A 24,888-nucleotide genomic window follows, 5' to 3' on the forward strand; every position below is an offset into this window, starting at 1 on the left:
TTATTTTTCTCCAAAGATTTTGCTGGCGATGCTTTCAGCAAACTGGCTCTGGCGAGGCAATCCATACCAGGTGCAGAGTTTCATGAAACGGTGGTCACTCAGGCTGTCACCGAGCCCGATAACCGGAAATACGCCCCGTTCCTCCCGCAGTTTGTTCAGTAAATAAGTGACCGCCAACCCTTTCTCTACCGGCTCCGGTAGCCAGGCAATATTGTTGCTGTTGCGATGAATATAGAAACCGTCGGTTGAGAAAATCTGTTCAATTTCATCGCCAATCGCGTTTAGCTCATCCAGTTTGGTGCTGTCCCGATGCTTCATCACCAGATAGATCGGCGTATGGTTATATTCGTAATTGAGCCGCGCCCAGCCGTTGATATTTCTGGCTTCCATGAGTTCGGTCATTTGACGCTGCATAGTGACTAGCTTTTCTGCGTAAGGCTGTAAAGCCGCCAGCATCTGCGTTTTCCAGCCTTCGTCCGGCTGGCCTTGAGGATCGAGAATCACGGCACCATGAGTGGTCACGGCCCATGAACGAAACGGAATAGTGACCCGAGCGATTTCCTCGGTTCCTCGCGCGGTGACGGGAATCAGCTCGGCATGCTCTAGCATCCAATCCACCAGCATGGTCTGTTCTTCCGTCATAAAACTGCGCGGTTCCAGGCTGCGATCCAAGGCACCGGTGCGGTAAGGCTGCAAATCCAGCTCATTCACCATCTTGCGGCGCGTTTGAAACAGGGTGTCATCCAGATCGGAAAAAATAACCGGCTTATTCATAGGAAATAACCTCAACGGAGGGAGCCACTTTTTTCAGCGCCTCCAGCAGTGCGGGATCGACGCTTTCTGTCGGCGTTTCGATACATAGCAAGATTCGGTCAAAACGCTGATGAGCCACGTTATAGACAAAGTTAGGGATGCCTAATCCGTAATTATCGGTGAAGGCAATGGCCGATTCGATCGCGAAGCTGGTGGCAATCGGTGAGCGGGTCGTTGAACTGTATTTGACCTCTGCTCCCTGTTTTTCCAGCCGCTCCGCCAGTAAGAAGGGTTCCCAGACAAATTCGCTGCTTCCCAATACCAATAGCTTTTCTCCTTCCGTCGTCTGAATGGATAGCCCAAGATCATTCTCAGGCTCATTCATTCCGATCCGTCCCCAGCTTTGTTTACCGGTTATCGGGACGTTGCCGGAAGCGGTGATATTCACAGAAGGCATGATTGGCACAGGTGCGTCAGGATTTTTCTCCCAGTGCCAGTTTCCCTGCGCCAAGGAAACGGTTTGCACCGGCAGCGGGCAGCGTTCCGCGATGGAACTACCGCTCCAATCGGTCAGTGTGACCGCAATCACCTGCTGAATATGGTGTAGACCCGCAGTCTCTCTTAATGCCGCGAGCAGGTTAATAAAGGTATTTCCGGTGGTGGCTTCATCGTCGATTAAAACCACGGTTTTGGCTTGTAATACCCGGCGGCGCAGCTCGGCGTCTTGCGGCAGGTAAATCAAATGATCGGTGGCGTGGCTATGGTTCTCTTTGAATTCACACAGTAACTCGCCCTCTACCGGATGCCGGGTTGAGGTGAGATAGACCGGCTCGGCCACACGGTGTCGAATTTCATCAAACACTCCGGCTCCTAGGCCAACGGCGGTTTCAGCCATGCCAATAAACAGCACCGGCCCTGTCGTCAGGGAGGGAATTTGTTCCCCTAACTGACGGTAAACCGAACGCATTACCGTCGGCGAAACCGGTATATGTCTGCCAAGCACTTTGCTGACAAAAAGAAATGCCCGTTTAGGATTACGCCTTTCTGCTATTTCGAACAGGTCGTCGAAGGTGGTGATGCCTCCGGTTGGCGTCACACTCAGAGTGCCGCAGGAAAGCTCTCTGCGGTATATCTGAAGGCCAGAGTGATTATTCATGGTGACTATTCCTGCGGGAGTAGGTTGGTCAAGGTTGGGCTATAACGCACAACGTCGGTAATGGATCGAACGATAGCGGGGGTGAATGCGCTACGGACTTCGTCCATCACTTCTTGCTGGCTCATTAATCCCAGTTGGCGCAGGGCAAACAAACCCGGCAGGTTGACGCCGCTGAATCGCGTGTAGCCGATGCCGCCGGAAGGGCGCATATTGATTTCAAGTAACTCGGGTTTGCCGCTGTCATTGTGGCGGGTTTGGACGTTGACCAGTCCGTCAGCCTGCATGGCCTCGGCACAGGCTCTCCCCAGCTCGTAAGCTTCCCCTGCGTTTTCCAGAGACTGAAGAGCACCTTCTTTACGACGAGCCACCGCCGCCAGCACTTTTCCTCGCTCAACCAACATATCAACGGAGTACTCCGGGCCAGGCAGATAGGGCATCAACACCAGCGGTTCAAAACTATCCGATTCTTCGAGGGCGCGAAGATACAAGTGCGGATTCACCCTGCGGTTTTCCGGATGCGTAAACGCCGCCATAGCCGAAACCTTGTCATCGAAGCGCCAGAATCCCATGCCATAAATCCCTTTTACCGGTTTTACGCACAAAGGTTTTAAACCAAAGGGAGAGTGGGTGATGAAATGGAATAATTCGGACAGTGATTCCACGCGAATAGAAGGCACGACCGGCAGGTTTTGCTGCTCCATAAACTGGGCAAAACTCACTTTGTCATCCGCCAGTTCAAGCCGCGCCACGCTATGGGCTCCGGTAGTGAGTTTTACGCCGGAACATTCAATTTCGTTGCGATGGGATTCGAACCATAGGGAATTGCGCCCGGTATGGATGGCCTGAATATCAAGTCTTTTAACCAGTGAGAGAATAAAAGAAAGGCGCTGTTCTTCTTCTTTTGGCTCCAGTACTGCCAAGTCCGCCTGCGACAGAATTTCATTACGTTCATTACGGTGGGAAGCAATAACGAAAATGTCCGTATCTTTATTTTTAGCGAAAGTATTAATGCCCTGAATAATATCCCGTTGGGAGGACAAACCTTCCATAAGCCAAATTTTATGTGCCATTGATATCTATTTCCACGCAGGGCCGACAGGCGAATTAAATAGCCGAGAGTCTATGGACGTTATTTTTGTATGTCAATCATATTATGACTTATATTTTTTGTGTTTATAATGTAAAGATATGAAAAGATTTTAGATGGCAAAAAAGCTTATTCCGCTAAGGATATAAAAATAAAATATCTTATATATCATTCAAATAAATGATTTGTTAACGATAATGACTAAAAATTAACTTGTTCAAGAACTTCATCATGATATGATTTTTGGATTCACGACTTTAATGTAAAAAATGTGGTTATTTTTCATATCCTGTTGAAGGAATATAAAATATGGTTTCATTAAGCAAAAACCAGACGGTCTCACTGAGTAAACAATCTTCTTCTCTTAGCCAACTTCAATTTGGTTTAGGCTGGGATCCAATTAAGAAAAAAGGGTTATTAGGCAGCCTTTTTGGCGGAAATAATTCCATTGATCTTGATGCGGGTTGTGTATTAATGGATAAATCCGGTAATACCATCGATACTATCTGGTTCCGTAAATTAGAGTCGTCTTGCGGCTCCGTTGTTCATACCGGCGACAATCTGACTGGTGAAGGCGACGGCGATGACGAAGTGATTCGCGTGGATTTGAACCGCTTACCACATCAGGTTGAATACCTCGCGTTCACCGTTAACAGCTTTCGCGGCCAGACGTTTAATGACGTAGATAACGCATTCTGCCGCGTCGTGGATCGGGGAAATAATAAAGAAATGGCTCGTTACCAGCTAACCGACCAGGGGGCTCATACCGGTATTGTTATTGCGTCACTGCGCCGTAACAACGGGCAATGGGACTTTACCGCTCATGGTCACGCCTGCCGCGGTCGGACTATTGACGATATGCATTCGGATATTGTTGCTACCGTGGTGCGCTAATGAATATGACTCCAGGGGGCAATGCCCCCGTACCTTCTAAGTCATTGACGGTAAGAGTGTTATCCGGCGCACCCGTCGATGCCTCTGCATTTCGGCTGTTTGCCAACGGAAAAGTGCAGGGTGACGCCGATATGGTGTTTTACGGTCAGCCTGTTAATAACGACAACACCGTTAGTTTGGTTGCTCAAGGCAACGACACTCTGTTTACCGTGGATGTCACGCGATTGCGTTCAGACGTTGAGAAAGTGGCGTTTACGGTGACCTGCGATGGCAATCAGACCGTTTCTGGTCTGCAACGTTTGTCGGTGCAGGTTGAGGATGGAAACGACGTGCTGATCTGCGGCAACGTAGAACTGACTGGCCGTCAGGAAGCCGCTTTGATTCTGGGCGAACTGTATCGCCGTAACGGCGAATGGAAATTCCGCTTCATCGCGCAGGGCTTCAACGGCGGTCTTAAGCCATTGGCTGAGCATTTTGGCGTCGATATTGCGGATACTCCTGCACCTGCACCTGCGCCGATTCCGGCTCCAGCACCCACGCCCGCTCCGGCTAAGATCAACCTGAGCAAAGTTTCCCTCACCAAAGATAAACCGGCGATAAGCCTCGCGAAGCGTGACAACTTTGGCGAAATCCGCATTAACCTGAACTGGCATCGCGGCAGCTCTTCCTCCGGCCTGCGCAGCATGTTTAGCGCGAAGAAAGGTGTCGATCTGGATTTAGGTGCTTTCGTCGAGTTGGATGATGGCCATAAGTCGGTGGTTCAGGCTTTGGGGAACGGCTTTGGTTCGTACCATCAGGAACCTTTCGTGCAATTGCAGGGCGACGATCGTACCGGGGATGTATCAGAGGGCGAATGGCTGCATATCAACGGTCGGGAATGGAAGAATATTCGTCAGGTATTGGTTTTCGCCTTTATCTACGAAGGTGTCGCGAGCTGGGATAATACCGACGGCGTCGTCACTATCCATATTCCAGATCAACCGCCGATAGAAACGCGTATGACCGAGGGGCAAAACAGCCGCAACATGTGTGCCATTGCCCGGTTGGTCAACGAGCAGGGAACGATCAAAGTTGAACGTATCAACCAGTTCTTTAAAGACCACAGCGATATGGATAAAGCGCTTGGCTGGGGATTCCGTTGGAAAGCGGGTTCAAAGTAATTTCAGACAATAATAAGGAATACAGAATGAGTTTTTTCAACAAAGTTAAAGGCGCATTCAATACGGGTCGTGCGGAGCTGACTAAGCAGGTTAGTCGCTTCAAAAATAAAAAATTCATGCAAGGTACCGTGGCCGTGTGTGCACGTATTGCGGTTTCCAGCGACGGCGTTAGCGCGGAAGAAAAACAGAAGATGATTGGTTTTCTGCGCGCATCCGATGAGTTAAGTGTGTTTGATACCTCTGAGGTTATTGAATTCTTTAACAAACTGGTTTCCAGCTTCGATTTCGATCTCGAAATTGGCAAAGGGGAAACCATGAAGCACATTCTTGCTCTGAAAGATCAGCCTGAAGCCGCTCAGTTGGCGATTCGAGTCGGGATTGCCGTCGCGAAAAGTGACGGTGACTTTGACCAGAATGAACAACAGGCAGTTCGTGAAATCGCCGTCGCACTGGGCTTTGAGCCTGCTGAATTCGGCCTCTGAATATAAGTATTTGGTAAGGGTTATATATGGTATCCACGCATATCGGCTTCCCAACTGAAACAGTCATTGTCTTTATTGCTTTGTCTGTGGGAGCCATTTTTATCGACCTGTTCATGCACCGCCATGACAAGCCTATTTCGCTGAAAAGCGCCGCTTTATGGTCTATTTTCTGGATCTTTGTGGCGATGGTGTTTGCCGGCTTCCTATATCTTCATCACGGCGCGGAAGTTGCCAGCCTGTTCGTTACGGGTTATGCGTTGGAGAAAGTCCTCTCGGTCGATAACCTGTTCGTCATGATGGCGATCTTCTCCTGGTTCTCGGTGCCGGACCGTTACCGTCACCGGGTTCTCTATTGGGGGATTATCGGGGCAATCTTCTTCCGTGGCATTTTCGTCGCTATCGGTACCGGGCTATTGAGCCTTGGGCCTTATGTTGAAATCGTGTTTGCGCTGATTGTGGCCTGGACAGCGGTGATGATGCTGAGAAGCGGCGGCGAAAGCGATGAAATTGAAGATTATTCGCAGCATCTGGCTTATCGCATGGTAAAACGCTTCTTCCCGATTTGGCCGAAGTTGAAAGGTCATGCTTTCTTGCTGAATCAGAAAGAAGTTGATGAAGAACTGGCGAAGCCGGAAAATCAGGACGTTACCGTAGGGCGTGGAACCAAAGCCGCACTGTACGCAACCCCGCTGATGCTGTGTGTTGCGGTAGTCGAGCTGTCTGACGTGATGTTTGCCTTCGATTCCGTACCGGCAATTATTGCCGTCAGCCGCGAGCCTCTGATTGTTTACAGCGCCATGATGTTCGCTATTTTGGGTCTGCGTACGCTGTATTTTGTTTTGGAAGCATTGAAACAATATCTGGTTCACCTCGAAAAGGCCGTTGTTGCGTTGCTGTTCTTCATCGCCGCGAAACTGGGTTTGAATGCAACAGATCACATTTGGCACCACGGTTACAACATTTCAGCCACCACGAGTCTGTTTGTGGTTCTGGGTGTGCTGGCGGTAGGTATCATTGCCAGCGTAATGTTCCCTGGCAAACCGGACCCTGAGGAAGAAAAGGGGAACTGATCCCCGATTCCTGAATTTGAATTCGAAAAATATCAACTCAAGAGGTTACTCACATGAGCGTTTCTTTATCTAAAGGCGGTAATGTCTCCCTGAGCAAAGCGGCTCCAACCATGAAGAATGTCCTGATTGGACTGGGTTGGGATGCACGTTCTACCGATGGTCAGGATTTCGACCTTGATGCATCAGCATTTCTGCTGGCTGCAAACGGAAAAGTACGCGGCGACGCAGACTTCATTTTCTATAACAACCTGAAATCTGCCGATGGTTCGGTGGTTCACACCGGTGATAACCGTACCGGTGAAGGCGATGGCGATGATGAATCCCTGAAAATCAAGCTGGATCATATTCCAGCTGACGTAGACAAAATTGTCTTCGTAGTCACTATTCATGACGCACAAACTCGCCGTCAGAACTTTGGTCAGGTTTCTGGCGCATTTATCCGTTTGGTCAATGATGACAACCAGACTCAAGTTGCTCGTTACGATCTAACCGAAGATGCTTCCACCGAAACCGCCATGCTGTTCGGCGAACTGTACCGTCACGGCGCAGAGTGGAAATTCCGTGCAGTAGGTCAGGGTTACGCTGGCGGTCTGGCTTCCGTCTGCGCACAGTACGGTATTAACGCGTTCTAATCGCCACCGTTTAATACTTGGGCAGCAAGTCGTTGCCCAATAATCCAATTATAAGCAGGAGCTTTAAAATGGCAGTTTCTCTCGTTAAAGGCGGCAACGTATCCCTGACTAAAGAAGCACCCACCATGAACATCGCTATGGTTGGCCTGGGTTGGGATTCTCGTGTGACCGACGGTCAGGGATTCGATCTGGATGCATCCGTATTTATGGTCGGTGAAGACGGTAAAGTGCTGTCTGACGCTCACTTCATTTTCTTCAATAACAAACTCAGCCCTTGTGCTTCCGTTGAACATCAGGGCGACAACCGCACCGGTGAAGGCGACGGCGATGATGAGCAGGTTAAAATCGATCTGGCCAAAGTTCCGGCTGACGTGAAGAAACTGGTCTTTGCCGTCACTATTTACGATGCCGAAGGTCGTAAACAAAACTTTGGTATGGTGAGCAACAGCTTCATGCGTGTTTACAACAACGATTCTGGCGCTGAAATTGCTCGTTTCGATTTGTCTGAAGACGCTTCTACCGAAACGGCGATGGTCTTCGGCGAACTGTACCGTCACGGTGCCGAGTGGAAATTCAAAGCGGTAGGGCAGGGTTTTGCTGGCGGTTTATCTGCGCTGGCCTCCCAGCACGGCGTAAACGTCTAATTTCCGCAGTGATAAAAAACCCCGGTGATTACCGGGGTTTTTTATGAGTAAAACCCGTAAATAATAGGAAAATGACCACTGTAGTTTGATATGGAACCAAGGACTTTAGATATGCATCTTCAGGCTGGCCAGAACATCGCGTTAACTCAGAACTCACTCAAACTGACACTTTCTTACCCAACAACTCCTTCTTTCCGAAGCGAGGTTGATACCTCAGCCTTTTTATTGACCGCCAGCGGAAAAGTGAGAGGAGATGATGATTTTTTCTTTTTCAATCATCCGGTAGCGGCGGATGGGAGTCTGACTTTACAAAGTGCAGCGCAAAACAGCGTAATCACGTTGGATCTTTCCAAGATTGATGCCGAAATCAGCAAGGTCGCCATTACATTGGTTATTGATGGGCAGGACTCCATTGCCAGCCTTCAACAACTACATTTTTCCGCTGAGACAGAGACTGACAATGTAGCTTTATTTACTGTAGAAACCTCCGGGCGTAGCGAAAAAGCACTGATCGTGGCGGAGATATACAGATATAGCGGACATTGGAAGCTGCGAGCACTTGGGCAAGGATTCAACGGTGGGCTGGAACCGCTGGCGATCAATTTTGGCGTTGATATCGCAACGACACCACCGCCAGCTCGTTCAACCTCAACCTCAACCTCAACCTCAACCTCAACCTCAACGCCAACAGTAAGCCTGGAGAAAAAGCTCGAACAAAAAGCGCCTCGTTTGGTCAATCTGGCAAAAAATGCCGTCGTTAGCCTGAATAAATACAAACTACAATCAGTGCAAGCAAAAGTGGCTTTTGTGCTGGATGCATCAGGTTCGATGAAGGGGCAATTTAATCGAGGAAATGTCCAGGCAGTGCTAGATCGTATCGCGGTATTAGCCGTACAGTTTGACGACGATGGCTCGATGGATGTTTGGGGATTTGCTGAGCGGCACCGTAAATATCCGGATGTCACGCTAGATAATCTCGATGGTTATATTGATTCTATTCAAAATACATCTAAACGTACGACGTGGGAGAATTTGCCTGGATTGGGCGGCGTCAACAATGAGCCACCGGTAATGGAAGAAATTGTCGATTTCTTTAAAAGCAGTGAGCTGCCGGTGTATGTGGTTTTTATTACTGACGGTGGGATCAGTAAAACCCGAGAAATCAAGAATGCCATACGACGCTCGGCCAATTACCCGATTTTTTGGAAGTTCGTTGGGCTGGGGGGGACAAATTACGGAATTCTGGAAAAGTTGGATAGCTTTACTGAGCGTCGGATGGATAACACCCATTTCTTTGCTATCGATAACTTTGCCACGTTAAAAGAAGACCGGCTTTATGACCTGCTCCTAGAGGAGTTTAAGGACTGGCACGATGCCGCTGTTGCTGAGCGCATTCTATAATTTTGGGCGCCCCTGAGTCGGGGCGCATTACGCATTATCTGATAGGTATGAGCTATTACTGATGCGGCGGGTTTAAGCTGGTCTGGCGTAATTTCGCCAGTCGAGATTTCTTTTTAGACCAGACTGGATGGAAATGCCGCCAGTGCGGCTCCTGAGCGGCGGCCAGCAGCTCGTAATCGCCTCGGGTGTCTCCCCAGGCTCTCAGGTGATAATCAGCCAGATTTCCATACACACTTTCCAGACGTTTGATCTTCTGCGCGCAGCGACAGTTATGGCCGCTGATGCGCCCGGTCAGTAAACCGTCTTTTACCTCAAGCTGAGTACCGATAAGTTTAACGCCGAGTTTGTCGGCAAAAGGTTGCAGTACCATTGCCGGTGAAGCGGAACATAGCGTGACTTCGGCTCCGGAGTTCACTTCCGTGGCTACTGCCAGCAGCCCGGCAGGGCGCATTAATTTGCTCCAGTAAAGAGAACAGAACTCTTCGGCTTTTTGCCGGACCCATGTATCCTCAACCTCGGTCAGGTAGGTTTTGATCAGCACTTCTTTCAGCTCATCCCGCGTAAGTTCTCGTCGAAGACACTTAATGGTAGGTAATACTAGTTTTACCAGACGACGGACAAAGTATCTTTTGCCGAAAGCAAACTGCAAAAAAGGGATAAAACTATCGTGGTGTGTCAGCGTGCCGTCAAAGTCAAATACGGATAATACCTTGGCGGTGCGGTTAAAATCGTCAGTCATTGGTCGCTGGACTCCATTTATCGGGCTGGATGTCATGATAAGTTTTGAGCAATGATAACACCCTCAGGCGGCTCTGGCTGACATAACCACTATAGAGATAACAACAGGCCAACATCATCTCGGGTGTATTCAGGATCCCTATCTTGATAGGACCGATGAAGACCGGGAGTTCAATAACATCAAGGATAGGATGCAAACAGGCTTTCAATCATGCAAGTTAAGCAAGGGGAGTGCGGATGATTAGCGGTATGGAGGAATTAGATGATCTTGAAGGGATACTGGCATCGTTTTGCGCCAGCTTTAATGCGGATTTGTCGGCTGGGCTTAGGGCTAAACTGATTTATGAACTGAAAGGTCGGCGCATTTATTTATCAGCCGCTTCGGTAGATAAGGTGCAGATTGAGCTACTCCAGTTAACCTACATCAAAGGCAAGAAAGGGTGGAAATATATCTGGAAAAACAGTCTGGTGGAATGGCGTGATCTGGTTGGGATATCAGCAACGCTTCAGGGCGCGCTAACCATGCTAAGTGACAAGAAATACCTGATTGAGCAAGAGTTTATCGATCTTCCTTCCTCTAAGTAAAATATCGCCAACGCCTATTTATTCTCATGGCGAATCCGTTTACCGCAAAGTGATGCTCTCTGATATAACATTGAAGCGGAATATTGGCCTGTGGCGTTCCTTTATGGCCGACTGGCTGAACAATCTTTTATCAGCTGATTAGCAAGGTAATAAAAGTTGGCGATTATCCTCGGCTATACTCAGTTTTTCCGATCTCTGCTTTTCTACTCTGGAGTTTTCTTATGGTCATAGTTCATCATCTGAATAATTCTCGCTCTCAGCGTATCTTATGGATGCTGGAAGAGCTGCAAGTACCCTATGACCTAAAACGCTATCAGCGTGATGCGGGCAGCCTGCTGGCTCCGCGTGAGTTGAAAAAGGTTCACCCGCTGGGAAAAGCGCCGGTGATTACCGATGGAGATATGACTTTGGCGGAGTCGGGAGCCATTATTGAGTATTTGCAGGAAACATATGATGCTCAAGGTGAATTCAAGCCGACAGATCATTACGACCGCCAACAATATCGTTACTGGATGCATTATGCCGAAGGTTCACTGATGCCGCCGTTAGTGATGAAGTTGATCTTTGGTCGTCTGGGACACCCGCCGATGCCGTGGTTACTGCGTCCGGTGGCGGGAGCAATCGGCAAAGGAGTGCAGAAAAATTATCTGGATAAGCAGATCGCCACGCATCTGGATTATCTGGAACAGCACTTGAGTACCAATAAGTGGTTTGCTGGCAAAGATTTTAGTGCGGCAGATGTGCAGATGAGTTTCCCCATTGAGGCTATCGATGCAGGAAAAGGGCTATCCCGCTACCCGAAACTGCAAGATTTTCTGGCGCGGATTCACCGCCGGCCAGCATACCAACGTGCGGTAGAGCGTGGCGGTAAATTCGAACTGGTTCGCTAGAGCCGTTTCGTCAGCCAGTGATAAAAAACCGGTTTCCCCTTGGCGGCTTTGGCCGAACTTTGTGGAAACCGGTGATCCAGATTATTCCCCGCTCGTGCCGTTTGGCATTTTCGTTATTATTCTCACCCAGGCTTTTGCCCAATTTTAACGACATAAAAATGGCGTTCTATGGATGAGATCCCCCGCACATTTCTGAGAATGGCTATTTAATGTCATAAAATGCATTAAATGTCGCTATCTGGTGTTGATTAGTCACTATGGATGGCTAGATAATCGTTTGCCTTGAATAAACCTTACTTTTTTTCGGTTATGCGCGCAGCCAGCTAATCGTTTGCTTTTCTTTCCAGCGTGACTATTTCGGGGAAATAGCTCGATGGATGCTCAGTAATGAAAGCGATTTTGTCGGAACCGCGTGCAGGCTATTTGTTGACACACAGGGGACATAACCATGTCTAGCACCAATCCTCAAGCGAACGACGGTATAAAGCCGAAAGGCGCGTTGGATGCATTTTTTAAACTGAGCGAACGCAATACCAATGTGCGCCAAGAAGTTCTGGCCGGTCTGACAACCTTTTTGGCCATGGTTTACTCGGTCATAGTTGTGCCAGCCATGTTAGGCAAAGCCGGTTTTCCGCCGACGGCAGTATTTGTCGCAACCTGTCTGGTGGCCGGGCTTGGCTCTCTGTTAATGGGTTTATGGGCGAACTTGCCGATGGCCATTGGCTGCGCCATCTCTCTGACCGCTTTTACCGCGTTCAGTCTGGTTCTCGGTCAACACATCAGTATTCCCGTGGCTTTAGGCGCGGTATTCCTGATGGGGGTACTGTTCACCATTATTTCGGTAACGGGCATTCGTTCCTGGATTCTGCGTAATTTGCCGATGGGCGTCGCTCACGGTACAGGGATTGGTATTGGCCTGTTTTTACTGCTGATTGCTGCCAACGGTGTCGGTCTGGTCATTAAAAACCCGCTGGAAGGTTTGCCTGTGGCGTTGGGCGCTTTCACCTCTTTCCCGGTGATCATGACGTTATTGGGTCTGGCGGTGATTTTTGGTCTGGAGAAACTGCGGGTGCCAGGTGGCATTCTGCTGGTGATTATCGCCATTTCAATCATTGGCTTGATTTTTGATCCAAGCGTGACTTACCAAGGTCTGTTTGCGATGCCAAGTCTGGCTGATGCCAACGGCGACTCGCTGATTTTCAGTCTGGATATTATGGGGGCTTTGCAGCCCGTGGTGTTGCCAAGCGTACTGGCGCTGGTGATGACGGCGGTGTTTGACGCCACCGGTACGATTCGGGCGGTGGCGGGGCAGGCTAATCTGTTGGATAAAGACGGGCAGATTATCAACGGCGGTAAAGCTTTAACGTCTGACTCGGTGAGCAGCATTTTTGCCGGTTTGGTCGGCGCGGCTCCGGCGGCGGTGTATATCGAATCTGCGGCAGGTACCGCTGCGGGTGGCAAAACAGGTTTGACGGCAACGGTAGTCGGTATTTTATTCCTGCTGATTCTGTTCCTGTCTCCGCTGTCTTATCTGGTTCCTGGCTACGCTACGGCACCGGCTCTGATGTACGTCGGTTTATTAATGTTGAGCAACGTAGCCAAACTGGATTTCAGCGACTTTGTTGATGCGATGTCTGGCCTGCTGTGTGCGGTGTTTATCGTACTGACTTGCAACATCGTTACCGGCATTATGCTGGGCTTCAGCTCTCTGGTGATTGGCCGTATTTTCTCTGGCGAATGGCGTAAGCTGAATATCGGCACCGTGATTATTGCCATCGCGCTGGTGGCATTCTATGCCGGCGGCTGGGCTATCTGATTTAACTGTTTCATCTGGCTGGTAAGGAGCGGTAATCGCCTCTCCTTACCGCTATTTTTAGTCAAACTCCCCGCTGTTTATGCTTTTGCTGCTGTCAGTAACAGGTTTTTTCCCCGCGAAGAAAAAAGTGATCTACTATCACCTATCAGGCCCCCCGCCCCTTGAAGAGTGTGGGTAAGATCAGAACTTAAGTCGCGTTGAGTCTAAGGAAAGCATGGAAATCTTTTTTACAATCCTCATCCTGATTTTGGTGGTATCACTCTCAGGTGTTGTCACCCGGATGTTGCCGTTTCAAATCCCTCTCCCTCTGATGCAAATCGTTTGTGGTGCTTTGCTCGCCTGGCCCCACTTTGGGTTGCACGTTAATTTCGATCCCGAGCTATTCCTGGTGCTGTTTATTCCTCCGTTGCTGTTTGCCGACGGTTGGAAAACGCCTACCCGCGAGTTTATTCATCACGGTCGGGAGATTTTCGGTCTGGCCTTGGCGTTGGTACTGGTTACGGTCGTTGGCGTTGGCTATTTGATCTATTGGATGGTTCCGGGGATTCCGCTGGTTGCCGCCTTCGCGCTGGCTGCCGTGCTTTCGCCAACCGATGCCGTGGCGCTGTCCGGTATTGTGGGCAAAGGGCGCATTCCAAAATCCATCATGGGCGTGCTGGAAGGCGAAGCCTTGATGAACGATGCCTCTGGTCTGGTGGCGTTGAAGTTTGCTATTGCCGTGGCGATGGGCACCATGATCTTCAGCGTTTCTGGCGCTACGCTAGAGTTCCTGAAAGTGGCGATTGGCGGGCTGTTGGCCGGTGTGGCCGTAACCTGGCTGTACAGTAAATCGCTGCGTATTATGAGCCGCTGGAGCGGTGACGATCCAGCGACGCAAATCGTTTTCCTGCTATTACTGCCGTTTGCCTCTTATTTGATTGCTGAACATATTGGCGTATCGGGGATTCTGGCGGCGGTTGCTGCGGGGATGACCATCAGTCAGTCCGGCGTCATTCGTAATGCGCCTTTGGCAATGCGCCTGCGCGCGGATAGCGTATGGTCGATGCTGGAATTCGTCTTCAACGGCATGGTGTTTATCATGTTGGGTCTGCAACTGCCGGGGATTCTGGAAACCTCGATTCTACAGGCCGAGCTGGATCCAACTATTCAAACCTGGAACCTGTTTGCCGACGTCGCCATTATCTATGTGGCGCTGCTGATGCTGCGTTTTAGCTGGCTGTGGCTGATGAAACGCATCAGTAAGCGAGTCATGAAAAAACGCCCGCTGTTGTTTAGTGAGTACACCACCCGTGAGTTATGGGTCGCCTCATTTGCTGGCGTGCGTGGGGCGATTACGCTGGCCGGTGTGTTGTCCATTCCGTTATTACTGAGCGATGGCACCGCGTTCCCATCGCGTTACCAACTGGTATTTATCGCAACCGGTGTCATTCTCTTCTCGCTGATTATGGGGGTAATTGCCTTGCCGCTGTTGCTACGCGGCGTCGTGGTTGGGGATAAAAGCGTCAGCCGTGAAGAAATTCGCGCCGCCAAGGCCGCAATGGCCGAAGTGGCTATTGTTAGCCTGAATAAGATGGAAGAACGTCTGGCGGCCAGTACGGAAGAGAATATTGACGAGCAATTGCTGAAGGAGGTCAGTTCGCGGGTAATCGGGACTTTGCGGCGGCGCACTGGCAGTAAAGACGAAATCGAAAATACCTTGCTGATAGAGAATCTGGAGCGTCGCTTCCGTTTAACCGCGTTACGGGCAGAACGCGGCGAGCTTTACCATTTGCGCGCGACGCAGAAAATTAGCAACGAAACGCTGCAAAAGCTACTGCACGATTTGGATTTGCTGGAAGCCTTGCTGATAGAAAAAGAAGGTTAATTCCCTTAATGAGCGGAGTCGTCAGGCTCCGCTCGTTTCTCCCGTCACTCAGCCTCGCATTAACTCTCCCGTTTTTTTCCTAATAACGAGCCGTTGGGCCAGAATTCTCGACAACGGGCAATCCACGCCTGCGCGCTGTGGGACAAATAGCTGCCCTGGCGCCAAATCAGCCCCAGTTGCCAAGGGAGTAAAGGTTCCAGCGGAAGCCACAGTAACGTACTCTTATCCAACCGCTGACAGATAGGCTCCGGCAAAATGGCAATGCCGATATTGGCCTGCACCATCGCAGCCAGAAAATCCCATTGACCGCTGCGAACGGCAATTTTCGGTGAAAATCCGTTAGCGGAGAATGCGTCCATCAACTGGCGATAAAGCGCGAAATCCTCGTTATAAATCAGGATCGACTGTTCTGCCAATTCGGGAATACTAATGGTGGTTCGGTTCAGCCAAAAGGGCGTGCGCGGCACCACCACGCACAGTGGATGGCTGAATAATGGTAATGAAGTCAGAGGCAAATCGGCATCGGCGGGCAGGGCGGTAAGCGCTAAATCCAGCTCGCCGGAAAGCACTGCCTGCTGGACGGTCAGGCCGCCGAATTCGGCAATACGGAGTTCTACACCGGGGTAACTTTGGCGAAATTCGCTGATTAATACCGCCATTTGGGTGCCGACCATCGGCGGTATGCCCAGGCGCAGGCGGCCTTTTTTCAGCGAACCAATATCTTCCAGCTCGGCTTCTAACTGCTGAAACTGATCCAAAATGGCGACACCGCGCTGATAAACGGCCTGACCGCTATCGGTTAAATGCAGGCGGCGACCTTCGCGAATCAACAGACTGCATTCCAGCTCTTCTTCCAGATTGCGCAGCATTTTGCTGATAGTTGGCTGAGTGACAAACAGCTTCTCTGCGGCGCGAGTGAAGCTCTGCTGGCGTACGACCTCGACAAAGTAGCGTAAGGTACGGATATCCATCTGTATTCCCCAAAAATTGGCTGGTAGCTTGAGCATCACCCTAAGTATGCCAATTTGGCATGATTAAGATAATTTTAATTCATTTTTGGCAAGCTTTCCGCGCGCCTATACTGGATGCTGTAAAATCTTTCCCATTGGGGTTCACTCATGTCATTGGCGTTACGCAGTTTTGCGCCGTCTTTCCTCCAACGCATACAGGTGCCGGTTCAAGTGGCGTTATACGTTGGGCTCTTTGTGATTGCCGATCAATTAGTTCGGGTTTTCCATTTGCCACTGCCAGCCAATATCGTAGGTATGTTGTTGCTACTGACGCTGATCGTATTACGCATTATGCCGATGGGCTGGGTTAAAGCCGGTTCTCGCTGGTTATTGGCAGAAATGCTGCTGTTCTTTGTTCCGGCGGTGGTAGCCGTGGTGAATTATTCCCAGCTATTAATGGTTGAGGGTTGGAAGATTTTTGCCGTTATCGCCGTGAGTACCATGCTGACACTGGCCGCTACCGGGTTAGTGGTCGATCGAGTCTATCGGTTTGAAATCTGGCTACAGCGGCGTAAATCAGCTCATCATGAATGACTTTATTATCAGTATCCTGTGCTTTTTGGCGACGCTGGGGCTTTATTTTGCCAATAAGAAACTCTATCTTCGTCGCCGTTCCTTGCTGCTCATGCCACTCGTGCTGACACCCATGATTTTGGTGTTATTGCTGGTGGTTACTCATATTTCCTATCAGGATTATATTGGAGAAACCCATTGGTTGTTATGGCTACTTGGTCCAGCCACTATCGCCTTTGCGGTACCGGTGTATGAGAATCTGTCGATTATTCGTCGTCACTGGCTTTCTCTCAGCGCAGGAGTGATAACTGCGATTACCGTTGCGGTAGCCAGTTCGGTATGGCTAGCGAAGCTGCTGACGCTCTCGGAAGAGGTGCAGCGCAGTCTGGCGGTGCGCTCTATCACCACGCCCTTTGCGCTGGAAGCGGCGAAACAGTTGGGTGGACAGCCCGATTTGGTCGCACTGTTTGTGGTGATTACCGGCGTATTCGGTATGGCGGTAGGCGATTTGCTGTTTCTGCGGCTATCGGTGCGTAGCGGTTTAGCAAAAGGTGCCGGTTTGGGCGCCTCTTCCCACGGTGCAGGAACGGCCAAAGCTTATGAAATGGGGCAACAGGAAGGGGTAGTCGCTAGCCTAGTCATGATGTTGGCTGGAATTATTACCGTAATAGGCGCGCCGCTGATAGGATATTTATTATGGTAAGCGACAAAACTTGCCAGCGTGCTGGCGTGGGCCAGCGTTGAACGGGCGAGGAGAGATATGATGCAAGATATTATTGACGGTTTTCTGAAGTTCCAACGAGAAGTGTTTCCACAGCGTTCTGAGCTATTTAAACAGCTGGCCGATACACAGAGTCCCGGCGCGCTGTTTGTGACTTGCTCTGATAGCCGCGTGGTGCCGGAACTGCTGACTCAACGGGAGCCGGGAGAGCTGTTTGTCATTCGTAATGCCGGAAATATTGTGCCTTCTTACGGGCCTGAGCCTGGCGGTGTTTCCGCGACGGTAGAATATGCTGTGGCAGTGCTAGGCGTTACCGATGTGGTAATTTGCGGGCATTCAAACTGTGGTGCCATGAGCGCGATTGCCGAGTGTCAGTGTTTGGATCATCTGCCTGCGGTCGCAGCCTGGTTGCGTCATGCGGATTCGGCCAAGCTGGTCAATGCCGCGTTGCCGCATGTTTCACCCAAAGATCGGCTGAATTCTCTGGTACGTGAGAACGTGATTGCGCAGCTGGCGAATATTAAAACTCACCCGTCGGTGGCATTGGCGACAGCGCAGGGGCGTTTGCGCTTACACGGTTGGGTTTATGATATTGAAACCGGTTCTATTGATGTGCTGGATGAAGCAACCCGCACGTTCTCATCGCTTTCGGACTATCGCGTAGAAGATAAAACGGCGAAGTAGCCGCGATTTGGCGTTCTTCAGACAATAAAAAACCGGCTCCGCCGGTTTTTTGCTATTCAGATGGTGCTAATACAGCGAAGGCGCACCCGCTGGGCGGGTTTTAAAGCGGCGATGCAGCCATAGATATTGCTCTGGCGCACGCAAGATCTCTTTTTCCAGCACCTTATTCATATAACAGGCGGCGGCTTGCTCATCGTCAATCGGATAATCTTCTAGCGCTGGCTGAATCAGCAGGTCATAACCACTGCCATCGGGTTTGCGTAGTAGCACCAAAGGTAACAGCGCCGGTTTGGCCAGACGAGCCAGCATGAAAGTACCGCTGGTAGTCGCGGCCTGATTGACGGCAAAGAACGGGGCAAATACGCTACCGCGCGGGCCGTAGTCCTGATCAGGTGCAAACCAGACGGCTTCGCCTTTTTTCAATGCATGTACCATGCCGCGCAGATCTTTACGATCCAACATAGCTTTATTCGAACGCATACGACCCCAGGTCTGTACAAATTCCATTGCTTTGTTGTTGTGCGGACGATACATCGCCATCATCGGCTGGCATTGGCCCATCACGCGGCCGCCGAGTTCCAGCGACATAAAGTGTACGCCGATAACCAGCACGCCTCGGTTGCCTTCCTGCGCTTTCTTCAGGTGATTCAGGCCTGAAACGGTGAACCAGCGTTTAACCCGCGAATCAGGCCAGAACCAGGCCATTCCGGTTTCCATCAGCCCCATGCCCAGGGATTCAAAGTTGCCGACAATGGTGCGTTCCAGCACTTGCTTATCCATATCCGGGAAACACAGTTCCAGATTGCGGCGGGCAATGGAGACGCGGCGTTTCAGAAAACGCATTGAAGTCCGGCCCAGCCACACGCCGAGCTTTTGCAGCAGTGGGTAAGGTAACTGAACCAGTAAAAATAGGACGCCGAGACCAAACCAGGTTAGCCAATAGCGAGGATGAAGCAGCGAAAGCTGGAACTTTTGGGGTTTTATCATGTTAACTCAATCATTATGCGTTAGGAGCGAATGTGTAACGCATAAGGAAATAACTCGTTAGCGGTACATTATTTAAGACACCAGTTGTCGCTTATCGTTTTCATCAAACCAATAATTGACAGAATCTTTACATTAAAAGCGGGGATCGCGCGGTGTTTCGGGTCTCAATCGGAGGCAGTTGGCAGGCGAGAAGCGGCTCTTTGGGCAAGTATAACATATATCTCCTGAGTGAAATAAAGAGATTAATTAATCAAACTCAAGGGGAAATAACGTTCTGTTCTACCCATTGCAGGATATTTAGGATGACGTTGTCTGATTTGCTAAGAGACTGCCGTTGCAGTGATTTTTCATTAATAAATAAAATAAGCAGCCATTCCGACAAAAATAATTGTCGAGGGGCGGGTGTATTTAGTTGCGGTAATCAAATTGAAAATATAAAAATGACTATTTATCTCTATTATTTATCTCTATTATTTATCTCTATTATTTATCTCTGTTATTTACCTGCATTATTTAACTCCATTATTTAACTCCATCAATAAACTGAATTATTTAACGATAGGCGTGATAGGGCGCTGCTGACTTTTTATCCAAGGATTCCTGAAGGATAAATGTTACAAGATGTTTGCTCGTGCCTTTTTCTGAAAGGGGTTGCACACAAATCAGCGTAGGGTTGGTACCGTTGCCTCTCTGCTTGGCAGCATATAATACCGGAACGCATTCCGCTCCAACCAGGTTTTTAGTCACGCCAGCAAAACCTGTTTTGATATTTGCAGGTAATTCACAGGCCTTCAGCGATTCATTAATAGTCCAACCACCGGCGTTATTATTTATAGTATCTACCTTATATTCGATAGTCCGCGCTATAGGCAGAATTTGGGCTGTAATTAATATAGCTCGTTAGTAACCAGAAACTTATTGAATGACTGAAAAGTGATTGAGTGAATCGATAAGATTGATACAGCACTATCAGGTTGCCCGATGGGCGGGGACGACAAAGAATACATGATATTTACCAATTTAAATAATAAAATCAGAACATTGCGATAACTTTTTCTAAAAAATACCTTACCACGAAGGGTTGTGATTGTATAAGTATGATTGACCATTTAATTAGTGAAGGAATCATTTGTTTTTTGCGAGGTTGTTCTCCTTATCTCAGAACAGCGGGCAGTTTACAGGCAATAAAAAAGGCGTTCTCCGTGTGGAGTACGCCTTTTTAAACAACAACCTAACTGACTAGTATCAGTTCATGCCGTATTTTTTTAATTTTTTACGCAGCGTACCGCGGTTGATGCCCATCATCAGGGCAGCACGGGTTTGGTTGCCACGGGTGTATTGCATCACCATGTCCAACAATGGCTGTTCAACTTCAGCCAGTACCAACTCATACAGGTCACTTACATCTTGACCATTCAGTTGAGCAAAATAGTTCTTCAGTGCTTGTTTAACCGAGTCACGCAGAGGCTTTTGAGTCACCTGATCTTGTGAGTTTACGGTTGCAACGGTCAGTACGTCAGAATTTACGCGTTGTTCGAACATAGTTCTGTCAGCTCTTTTTTCTGTTTACGCAAGATTTTCGAAATATGCCTCCAACGCCTCCAGCTGTTCGCTGGCATCCTCAATGGCGTTGAATGTGCGCCGAAACTGGTCGTTTGGGGCGTGCTCCTGGAGATACCAGGATACGTGCTTACGTGCAATACGGAATCCCTTGCCTGGACCATAAAAGTCGTGCAATTCCCGTATATGCCCGTTTAACAAACGCTGCACTTCGCCAAGTGGCATCGGTGGCAGCAGTTCCCCAGTGTCCAGATAATGCTGGATTTCCCGGAAGATCCAGGGTCTCCCCTGAGCGGCACGGCCTATCATCAGGGCGTCAGCCCCAGTGTAATCAAGTACCGCTCTGGCTTTATGCGGGTCAGTTATGTCGCCATTCGCGATAATCGGAATGGAAACACTCTGCTTAACTGCCCGAATGCTGTCGTACTCCGCTTCACCATTAAACAGGCAAGCACGGGTTCGGCCATGAATTGTCAGGGCTTGTATACCACAACTTTCGGCCAATTGGGCAATCTCTATACAGTTACGGTGTTCCGGAGCCCAACCAGTCCGAATTTTCAGCGTGACAGGCACATCTACCGCATTAACGACTGCGGAGAGGATCTGTTTAACCAGATCGGGATACTGCAACAATGCAGATCCTGCCAGCTTACGGTTCACTTTCTTGGCCGGGCACCCCATATTGATGTCAATGATCTGAGCGCCGCCCGCCACATTAATTCTGGCGGCCGCTGCCATATCATCCGGATCGCAACCGGCTATCTGCACGGTACGAATACCGGGCTCATCGCTATGGACCATGCGTAGACGCGACTTATCCGTCCGCCACACCTCCGGATTGGAGGAGAGCATTTCAGATACAGCCATCCCAGCCCCCATCGCATGACATAAGGCTCTGAAGGGTCGGTCTGTTATACCGGCCATCGGGGCGGCAATCAGGCAATTTTTAAGCTGGAAGTGTCCAATGTGCATAGACAAAGAATGACCATACTGTGTCCGCAAGGGCGCGTATATTACGCATTTTTACGTTCAGATGAAAGGCCAAACTTTGACCAATTGGCTTAAAAATAGCAATAAATAGCCAGCTAATCTTGTAATAATAATTATTTATTCATATTAAACATGCAGTTATAGATTATTGGTTGTTTTATGTACGACAATATTTTCTGCTAAACACCCTGATTATTGACTGGAAACTTCTTTTAACACCGATCGATACTGCTGATTTAGTAAGCAAAACTGCGTTAAACCACAGTAATAACCCCATAAATCCTGTGAGAAAGCTCTCACTTTGAGGAAAAAACATGACGCGTCGCTATCAGCTGCAACAAAGACATGTTAACGCAGCAGAAAGCTCACACAGCGATTAAGTGTAAAAGGCGGGCTTGGGTATGACGACGGGGGAAATAACCCCGCCAGCGGCGTAGTGAGGCCGTAAGCGGGGATAAATAGCGTGGGGATTATTTTCTGACGCCGGTAATGCGGCACCATTCTTCTTTCTCTGCCACTGGGTCCAGCGCGAATTTATCTTCATAAGCCTGAGCAACGCTGGCAGCCTGAGTCGCCAGTACGCCAGACAGACCCAAATGACCGCCGACTTTCGGCAGCACGCTAATCAACGGAGCCAGTTCGCGCAGTGGGCCAGCCAGAATATTGGCGACAACGACGTCGGCAGACAGATCCGTCGGCTGGTCTTTCGGCAGATACAGTTCCAGACGCTCTGAAACGCCATTACGCTGCGCATTATCGCGGCTGGCCTGAATGGCCTGCGGATCGATATCAATGCCGATAGCGCGGCTGGCACCCAGCTTCAGAGCCGCAATGGCCAGAATGCCGGAGCCACAGCCGAAATCGATGATAGTTTTACCTTCCAAATCCAGCCCGTCTAGCCATTGTAGACAAAGAGAGGTGGTGGGATGAGTACCGGTACCGAAGGCCAAACCGGGATCGAGCATCACGTTAACGGCGGTTGGATCTGGCACATCGCGCCAGCTTGGGCAAATCCACAGGCGCTCGCCAAAGCGCATTGGGTGGAAATTATCCATCCACTCACGTTCCCAATCTTTGTCTTCCAGTTGTTCAATTTTGTGGGCGAAGCCTTTGCCTAACTGCGGGTTGTATTCCAGCATAGCGATCACTTCAGCCATATCGGTTTCGGCATCGTACAGGCCAATCACATCAGTATCGCCCCACAGACGGGTTTCCCCCGGCAGCGGCTCAAATACCGGATTATCGTGGGTATCCTGGAAGGTGACGGATACTGCGCCACTCTCAACCAGCGCGTCCCCGAGGGATTCGGCCTGATTACCGGAAGTGTTTAACTTTAATTGGATCCAAGGCATAGCTTTTCTCTTCTAAAACCGCTCCGCAACTTGCGTTTTTGGACCGGTTTTTGTCAATAAGGTTTCGGTAAATAATACCGTTAAATAGCGATTTATTCAGCGTTGGCGACGACAGGCTGTCGCGCCCGCGCTCTGTCGCCAAACCGGTTACCGATATAAAACGCCAGCAAGTTCAGCACAAGTGACGGCACGATCGGGTGCAATCCGGCGATCTTAATGTCGAAACTGGCAAGTAGCGTATAGCATACCGCACCGACGATCATTGAGCTAAGAGCACCGTGAGCGTTAGCGCGTTCCCAATACAGCCCCAGAACCAGCGGCCAGAGGAATACCGCTTCCAGACCGCCAAAGGCTAGTAAATTCAGCCAGATAATCATTTCCGGCGGACGCCAGGCTGCCAGCAATAGCAGCAGGCCGAGAACCAGCGTGGCCATGCTGGAAATACGAGCCAGCTTACGCTCGTTTTTGATCTGTTCCGGACGGAAATTCAGGTACAAATCTTTGACGATAGTCGCGGAAGACTGCAATAGCTGAGCATTGATGGTCGACATAATGGCCGCCATAGGCGCGGCGAGGAAGATCCCTGCGGCGAACGGCGGTAGCACAGTGATCATTAGCGTAGGAATAACCTGATCCGGAATTTTCAGATCTGGCAGGATCGCCCGGCCCAATGCGCCAGCCAAATGCATACCAAACATCAAAATCGCCACCACAATAGTGCCCAGAATAATGCCACGGTGAACCGCTTTGCTATCTCGATAGGAAATGCAACGTACTGCTGTATGTGGCAGGCCAATGACGCCGAAGCACACCAGAATCCAGAATGACGCCATAAACGGCAAATCGAGGATACCGTCGCCACCTTGCGGGGAAACCAGCGCCGGATCGATGTGTTGTAGCGTATCGACCGCCTTATGCAGGCCGCCGGCGGCGTGAACCACCGCAACCAGCAGTAAAATGGTTCCTACCAGCATCACCAGCCCTTGCAGCGCATCATTCAATACGCTGGCGCGGAAACCTCCGAAGGAGGTATAGAGCGCGATACTAACGCCAAAGATCAGCAGCCCAGTATCGTAGGGAATACCCGCAGCGGTTTCCAGTAAACGCGCTCCGCCGATAAACTGCACCGTCATGGCACCGACAAAGGCGACTAACAGGCTCAGGCTGGCCAGCCACACCAGTAAACGACTTTGATAGCGTGCGTACAGCATGTCATTCAGAGTTACGGCGTTATAACGACGCGCCAGAATCGCAAACTTCTTACCCAGTACGCCTAGCGACAGCCACACCGCTGGCAACTGAATCATCGCCAGTAATACCCAGCCGAGGCCGTATTTATAAGCAGCTCCCGGCCCGCCGATAAATGAACTGGCGCTAATATAGGTGGCGGTCAGAGTCATCGCCAATACGAACCCTCCCATCGAACGGTTGCCGATGAAGTATTCGTTGAGGAAATTACCGGTCTGTCGCCGGGTGTATGCGTAAATAGAAAGGCCAAAAACCAATGCCAGATAGGCAACTAATGGCAGGACGACATCAGTTTGCATCACTGTCCTCCAGCGGAATATCGCGGAATATAAAGCGAACCATCAGCCAGCACAGCACAATAAATAGCAGTGGCAGGGCCAGACAGGCCATTTCAAACCAGGCGGGTAACCCGGTCATCCCCGGCACATCGCCAGGAAAATAGGCGCACAATAACCAGCCGGCCAGATAGGCCAGAGTCAGACCAAAGGCCCAGCGCGCTTCTTTGTGGGCTTGAACAAATCTCGTGTCCATTCATTCTCCCGTGGGTATTGACGGTTCTGAGTTTAACAAGGGTAGGGGATTTTACGGCAAGCGCGGCGTTTGCCTAGCCCTGTTTGATCAGAAAATAAAAAAGGCCGGTATTAACCGGCC

At 49.9% G+C, this 24,888-nt stretch carries 25 protein-coding genes; 14 read left to right on the forward strand and 11 right to left on the reverse strand.

Annotated features, from left to right (window positions below; translation table 11 throughout):
• The 3 genes from ACQ4OC_RS08710 to ACQ4OC_RS08720 are packed head-to-tail and all read right to left on the reverse strand — an operon-like array spanning position 1 to position 2,979.
• Positions 1-774 carry a hypothetical protein gene (locus ACQ4OC_RS08710; protein WP_064515484.1) on the reverse strand — a complete coding sequence of 258 codons (774 nt, stop codon included), beginning with the start codon at positions 772-774 and terminating at the stop codon, positions 1-3.
• Positions 767-1,909: a phosphoribosyltransferase domain-containing protein gene (locus ACQ4OC_RS08715; protein ID WP_120805630.1), complete on the reverse strand. Its 1,143-nt coding sequence runs from the start codon at positions 1,907-1,909 to the stop codon at positions 767-769. Before ACQ4OC_RS08715 ends, ACQ4OC_RS08710 begins: the two co-directional genes overlap by 8 nt.
• Before the next feature lie 5 nt (positions 1,910-1,914).
• Positions 1,915-2,979 carry an ATP-grasp domain-containing protein gene (locus tag ACQ4OC_RS08720; RefSeq protein ID WP_120805632.1) on the reverse strand — a complete coding sequence of 355 codons (1,065 nt, stop codon included), beginning with the start codon at positions 2,977-2,979 and terminating at the stop codon, positions 1,915-1,917.
• 326 nt (positions 2,980-3,305) lie between these two features.
• Here ACQ4OC_RS08720 and ACQ4OC_RS08725 point away from each other — a divergent pair, with 326 nt between their 5' ends.
• The 7 genes from ACQ4OC_RS08725 to ACQ4OC_RS08755 all read left to right on the forward strand — a co-directional run bounded on the left by ACQ4OC_RS08725 (position 3,306) and on the right by ACQ4OC_RS08755 (position 9,279).
• Positions 3,306-3,890: a TerD family protein gene (locus tag ACQ4OC_RS08725; protein ID WP_064515478.1), complete on the forward strand. Its 585-nt coding sequence runs from the start codon at positions 3,306-3,308 to the stop codon at positions 3,888-3,890.
• Positions 3,890-5,050: a TerD family protein gene (locus ACQ4OC_RS08730; RefSeq protein ID WP_430971103.1), complete on the forward strand. Its 1,161-nt coding sequence runs from the start codon at positions 3,890-3,892 to the stop codon at positions 5,048-5,050. The genes ACQ4OC_RS08725 and ACQ4OC_RS08730 overlap by 1 nt, the downstream gene beginning before the upstream one ends.
• Positions 5,051-5,076: 26 nt before the next feature.
• Positions 5,077-5,532 (forward strand): tellurite resistance TerB family protein, encoded by a 456-nt coding sequence (locus ACQ4OC_RS08735; protein ID WP_064515475.1) that lies wholly within the window; start codon positions 5,077-5,079, stop codon positions 5,530-5,532.
• A gap of 26 nt (positions 5,533-5,558) precedes the next feature.
• The gene (locus ACQ4OC_RS08740) at positions 5,559-6,602 is read left to right on the forward strand and encodes a TerC/Alx family metal homeostasis membrane protein (protein ID WP_064515473.1); all 1,044 of its coding nucleotides are present in this window, start codon (positions 5,559-5,561) and stop codon (positions 6,600-6,602) included.
• A 53-nt stretch (positions 6,603-6,655) separates the two neighbouring features.
• Entirely contained in the window at positions 6,656-7,234 is a 579-nt protein-coding gene (gene terD, locus ACQ4OC_RS08745) for a tellurium resistance membrane protein TerD (protein ID WP_064515472.1), read from the forward strand.
• A 68-nt stretch (positions 7,235-7,302) separates the two neighbouring features.
• Positions 7,303-7,878, forward strand: a complete 576-nt coding sequence (locus ACQ4OC_RS08750; RefSeq protein WP_064515470.1) for a TerD family protein — start codon at positions 7,303-7,305, stop codon at positions 7,876-7,878.
• 111 nt (positions 7,879-7,989) lie between these two features.
• A complete protein-coding gene (locus tag ACQ4OC_RS08755) occupies positions 7,990-9,279 on the forward strand; it encodes a VWA domain-containing protein (protein ID WP_430971104.1) in 1,290 nt (429 codons plus the stop codon).
• A gap of 55 nt (positions 9,280-9,334) precedes the next feature.
• Here ACQ4OC_RS08755 and ACQ4OC_RS08760 read toward each other — a convergent pair whose 3' ends face one another.
• Complete coding sequence (locus tag ACQ4OC_RS08760) at positions 9,335-10,018, reverse strand: HAD family hydrolase (protein ID WP_064515466.1); 684 nt, start codon at positions 10,016-10,018, stop codon at positions 9,335-9,337.
• Between the two features lie 236 nt (positions 10,019-10,254).
• Here ACQ4OC_RS08760 and ACQ4OC_RS08765 point away from each other — a divergent pair, with 236 nt between their 5' ends.
• The 4 genes from ACQ4OC_RS08765 to ACQ4OC_RS08780 all read left to right on the forward strand — a co-directional run bounded on the left by ACQ4OC_RS08765 (position 10,255) and on the right by ACQ4OC_RS08780 (position 15,172).
• Positions 10,255-10,602: a hypothetical protein gene (locus ACQ4OC_RS08765; protein ID WP_064515464.1), complete on the forward strand. Its 348-nt coding sequence runs from the start codon at positions 10,255-10,257 to the stop codon at positions 10,600-10,602.
• A gap of 221 nt (positions 10,603-10,823) precedes the next feature.
• A complete protein-coding gene (locus ACQ4OC_RS08770; protein ID WP_064515462.1) occupies positions 10,824-11,492 on the forward strand; it encodes a glutathione S-transferase family protein in 669 nt (222 codons plus the stop codon).
• A 448-nt stretch (positions 11,493-11,940) separates the two neighbouring features.
• Complete coding sequence (locus ACQ4OC_RS08775) at positions 11,941-13,308, forward strand: NCS2 family permease (RefSeq protein WP_064515460.1); 1,368 nt, start codon at positions 11,941-11,943, stop codon at positions 13,306-13,308.
• Between the two features lie 214 nt (positions 13,309-13,522).
• Positions 13,523-15,172, forward strand: coding sequence for a Na+/H+ antiporter (locus ACQ4OC_RS08780; protein WP_064515458.1), 1,650 nt, complete (start codon positions 13,523-13,525; stop codon positions 15,170-15,172).
• 59 nt (positions 15,173-15,231) lie between these two features.
• Here ACQ4OC_RS08780 and ACQ4OC_RS08785 read toward each other — a convergent pair whose 3' ends face one another.
• On the reverse strand, positions 15,232-16,143 hold the full coding sequence (locus ACQ4OC_RS08785; RefSeq protein ID WP_120805638.1) for a LysR family transcriptional regulator: 912 nt from the start codon (positions 16,141-16,143) through the stop codon (positions 15,232-15,234).
• A gap of 147 nt (positions 16,144-16,290) precedes the next feature.
• On the opposite strand from ACQ4OC_RS08785, the gene ACQ4OC_RS08790 reads away from it, so the two are divergent.
• Genes ACQ4OC_RS08790 through ACQ4OC_RS08800 form a run of 3 tightly spaced genes read left to right on the forward strand, consistent with a single transcriptional unit; the run spans position 16,291 to position 18,100 of the window.
• Positions 16,291-16,716: a CidA/LrgA family protein gene (locus ACQ4OC_RS08790; RefSeq protein WP_064515454.1), complete on the forward strand. Its 426-nt coding sequence runs from the start codon at positions 16,291-16,293 to the stop codon at positions 16,714-16,716.
• Positions 16,709-17,398, forward strand: a complete 690-nt coding sequence (locus ACQ4OC_RS08795; protein WP_120805642.1) for an LrgB family protein — start codon at positions 16,709-16,711, stop codon at positions 17,396-17,398. Before ACQ4OC_RS08790 ends, ACQ4OC_RS08795 begins: the two co-directional genes overlap by 8 nt.
• A 60-nt stretch (positions 17,399-17,458) precedes the next feature.
• The gene (locus tag ACQ4OC_RS08800; RefSeq protein WP_064515450.1) at positions 17,459-18,100 is read left to right on the forward strand and encodes a carbonic anhydrase; all 642 of its coding nucleotides are present in this window, start codon (positions 17,459-17,461) and stop codon (positions 18,098-18,100) included.
• Positions 18,101-18,166: 66 nt separating this feature from the next.
• On the opposite strand, the gene lpxP is transcribed toward ACQ4OC_RS08800, so the two are convergent.
• The 6 genes from lpxP to ACQ4OC_RS08830 all read right to left on the reverse strand — a co-directional run bounded on the left by lpxP (position 18,167) and on the right by ACQ4OC_RS08830 (position 24,768).
• On the reverse strand, positions 18,167-19,087 hold the full coding sequence (lpxP, locus tag ACQ4OC_RS08805) for a kdo(2)-lipid IV(A) palmitoleoyltransferase (RefSeq protein WP_064515448.1): 921 nt from the start codon (positions 19,085-19,087) through the stop codon (positions 18,167-18,169).
• A gap of 1,245 nt (positions 19,088-20,332) precedes the next feature.
• Positions 20,333-20,629: a DNA-binding transcriptional regulator Fis gene (gene fis / locus ACQ4OC_RS08810; protein ID WP_002210061.1), complete on the reverse strand. Its 297-nt coding sequence runs from the start codon at positions 20,627-20,629 to the stop codon at positions 20,333-20,335.
• 24 nt (positions 20,630-20,653) lie between these two features.
• The gene (gene dusB, locus ACQ4OC_RS08815; RefSeq protein ID WP_071925585.1) at positions 20,654-21,619 is read right to left on the reverse strand and encodes a tRNA dihydrouridine synthase DusB; all 966 of its coding nucleotides are present in this window, start codon (positions 21,617-21,619) and stop codon (positions 20,654-20,656) included.
• A 488-nt stretch (positions 21,620-22,107) separates the two neighbouring features.
• Positions 22,108-22,989, reverse strand: coding sequence for a 50S ribosomal protein L11 methyltransferase (prmA, locus tag ACQ4OC_RS08820; RefSeq protein ID WP_430971105.1), 882 nt, complete (start codon positions 22,987-22,989; stop codon positions 22,108-22,110).
• Positions 22,990-23,081: 92 nt separating this feature from the next.
• The gene (gene panF / locus ACQ4OC_RS08825) at positions 23,082-24,536 is read right to left on the reverse strand and encodes a sodium/pantothenate symporter (protein ID WP_064515443.1); all 1,455 of its coding nucleotides are present in this window, start codon (positions 24,534-24,536) and stop codon (positions 23,082-23,084) included.
• Positions 24,526-24,768, reverse strand: coding sequence for a YhdT family protein (locus ACQ4OC_RS08830; protein WP_064515441.1), 243 nt, complete (start codon positions 24,766-24,768; stop codon positions 24,526-24,528). The genes panF and ACQ4OC_RS08830 overlap by 11 nt, the downstream gene beginning before the upstream one ends.
• Positions 24,769-24,888 lie beyond the last annotated feature (120 nt).

The organism is Yersinia sp. J1 (assembly GCF_050586585.1).
GTDB classification, from domain to species: domain Bacteria; phylum Pseudomonadota; class Gammaproteobacteria; order Enterobacterales; family Enterobacteriaceae; genus Yersinia; species Yersinia entomophaga.

What these genes read in the sequence shown, in the direction of transcription:
- ACQ4OC_RS08795 (WP_120805642.1), top strand. Translation starts at nt 16,709, where the DNA reads ATGAATGACTTTATTATCAGTATCCTGTGCTTTTTGGCGACGCTGGGG.
- ACQ4OC_RS08790 (WP_064515454.1), top strand. Translation starts at nt 16,291, where the DNA reads ATGTCATTGGCGTTACGCAGTTTTGCGCCGTCTTTCCTCCAACGCATA.
- ACQ4OC_RS08735 (WP_064515475.1), top strand. Translation starts at nt 5,077, where the DNA reads ATGAGTTTTTTCAACAAAGTTAAAGGCGCATTCAATACGGGTCGTGCG.
- prmA (WP_430971105.1), bottom strand. Translation starts at nt 22,989, where the DNA reads ATGCCTTGGATCCAATTAAAGTTAAACACTTCCGGTAATCAGGCCGAA.
- ACQ4OC_RS08780 (WP_064515458.1), top strand. Translation starts at nt 13,523, where the DNA reads ATGGAAATCTTTTTTACAATCCTCATCCTGATTTTGGTGGTATCACTC.
- ACQ4OC_RS08760 (WP_064515466.1), bottom strand. Translation starts at nt 10,018, where the DNA reads ATGACTGACGATTTTAACCGCACCGCCAAGGTATTATCCGTATTTGAC.
- ACQ4OC_RS08750 (WP_064515470.1), top strand. Translation starts at nt 7,303, where the DNA reads ATGGCAGTTTCTCTCGTTAAAGGCGGCAACGTATCCCTGACTAAAGAA.
- panF (WP_064515443.1), bottom strand. Translation starts at nt 24,536, where the DNA reads ATGCAAACTGATGTCGTCCTGCCATTAGTTGCCTATCTGGCATTGGTT.
- ACQ4OC_RS08775 (WP_064515460.1), top strand. Translation starts at nt 11,941, where the DNA reads ATGTCTAGCACCAATCCTCAAGCGAACGACGGTATAAAGCCGAAAGGC.
- ACQ4OC_RS08725 (WP_064515478.1), top strand. Translation starts at nt 3,306, where the DNA reads ATGGTTTCATTAAGCAAAAACCAGACGGTCTCACTGAGTAAACAATCT.
- dusB (WP_071925585.1), bottom strand. Translation starts at nt 21,619, where the DNA reads ATGCACATTGGACACTTCCAGCTTAAAAATTGCCTGATTGCCGCCCCG.
- fis (WP_002210061.1), bottom strand. Translation starts at nt 20,629, where the DNA reads ATGTTCGAACAACGCGTAAATTCTGACGTACTGACCGTTGCAACCGTA.
- ACQ4OC_RS08730 (WP_430971103.1), top strand. Translation starts at nt 3,890, where the DNA reads ATGAATATGACTCCAGGGGGCAATGCCCCCGTACCTTCTAAGTCATTG.
- ACQ4OC_RS08740 (WP_064515473.1), top strand. Translation starts at nt 5,559, where the DNA reads ATGGTATCCACGCATATCGGCTTCCCAACTGAAACAGTCATTGTCTTT.
- ACQ4OC_RS08830 (WP_064515441.1), bottom strand. Translation starts at nt 24,768, where the DNA reads ATGGACACGAGATTTGTTCAAGCCCACAAAGAAGCGCGCTGGGCCTTT.
- ACQ4OC_RS08765 (WP_064515464.1), top strand. Translation starts at nt 10,255, where the DNA reads ATGATTAGCGGTATGGAGGAATTAGATGATCTTGAAGGGATACTGGCA.
- ACQ4OC_RS08800 (WP_064515450.1), top strand. Translation starts at nt 17,459, where the DNA reads ATGCAAGATATTATTGACGGTTTTCTGAAGTTCCAACGAGAAGTGTTT.
- lpxP (WP_064515448.1), bottom strand. Translation starts at nt 19,087, where the DNA reads ATGATAAAACCCCAAAAGTTCCAGCTTTCGCTGCTTCATCCTCGCTAT.
- ACQ4OC_RS08710 (WP_064515484.1), bottom strand. Translation starts at nt 774, where the DNA reads ATGAATAAGCCGGTTATTTTTTCCGATCTGGATGACACCCTGTTTCAA.
- ACQ4OC_RS08785 (WP_120805638.1), bottom strand. Translation starts at nt 16,143, where the DNA reads ATGGATATCCGTACCTTACGCTACTTTGTCGAGGTCGTACGCCAGCAG.
- ACQ4OC_RS08755 (WP_430971104.1), top strand. Translation starts at nt 7,990, where the DNA reads ATGCATCTTCAGGCTGGCCAGAACATCGCGTTAACTCAGAACTCACTC.
- ACQ4OC_RS08715 (WP_120805630.1), bottom strand. Translation starts at nt 1,909, where the DNA reads ATGAATAATCACTCTGGCCTTCAGATATACCGCAGAGAGCTTTCCTGC.
- ACQ4OC_RS08770 (WP_064515462.1), top strand. Translation starts at nt 10,824, where the DNA reads ATGGTCATAGTTCATCATCTGAATAATTCTCGCTCTCAGCGTATCTTA.
- terD (WP_064515472.1), top strand. Translation starts at nt 6,656, where the DNA reads ATGAGCGTTTCTTTATCTAAAGGCGGTAATGTCTCCCTGAGCAAAGCG.
- ACQ4OC_RS08720 (WP_120805632.1), bottom strand. Translation starts at nt 2,979, where the DNA reads ATGGCACATAAAATTTGGCTTATGGAAGGTTTGTCCTCCCAACGGGAT.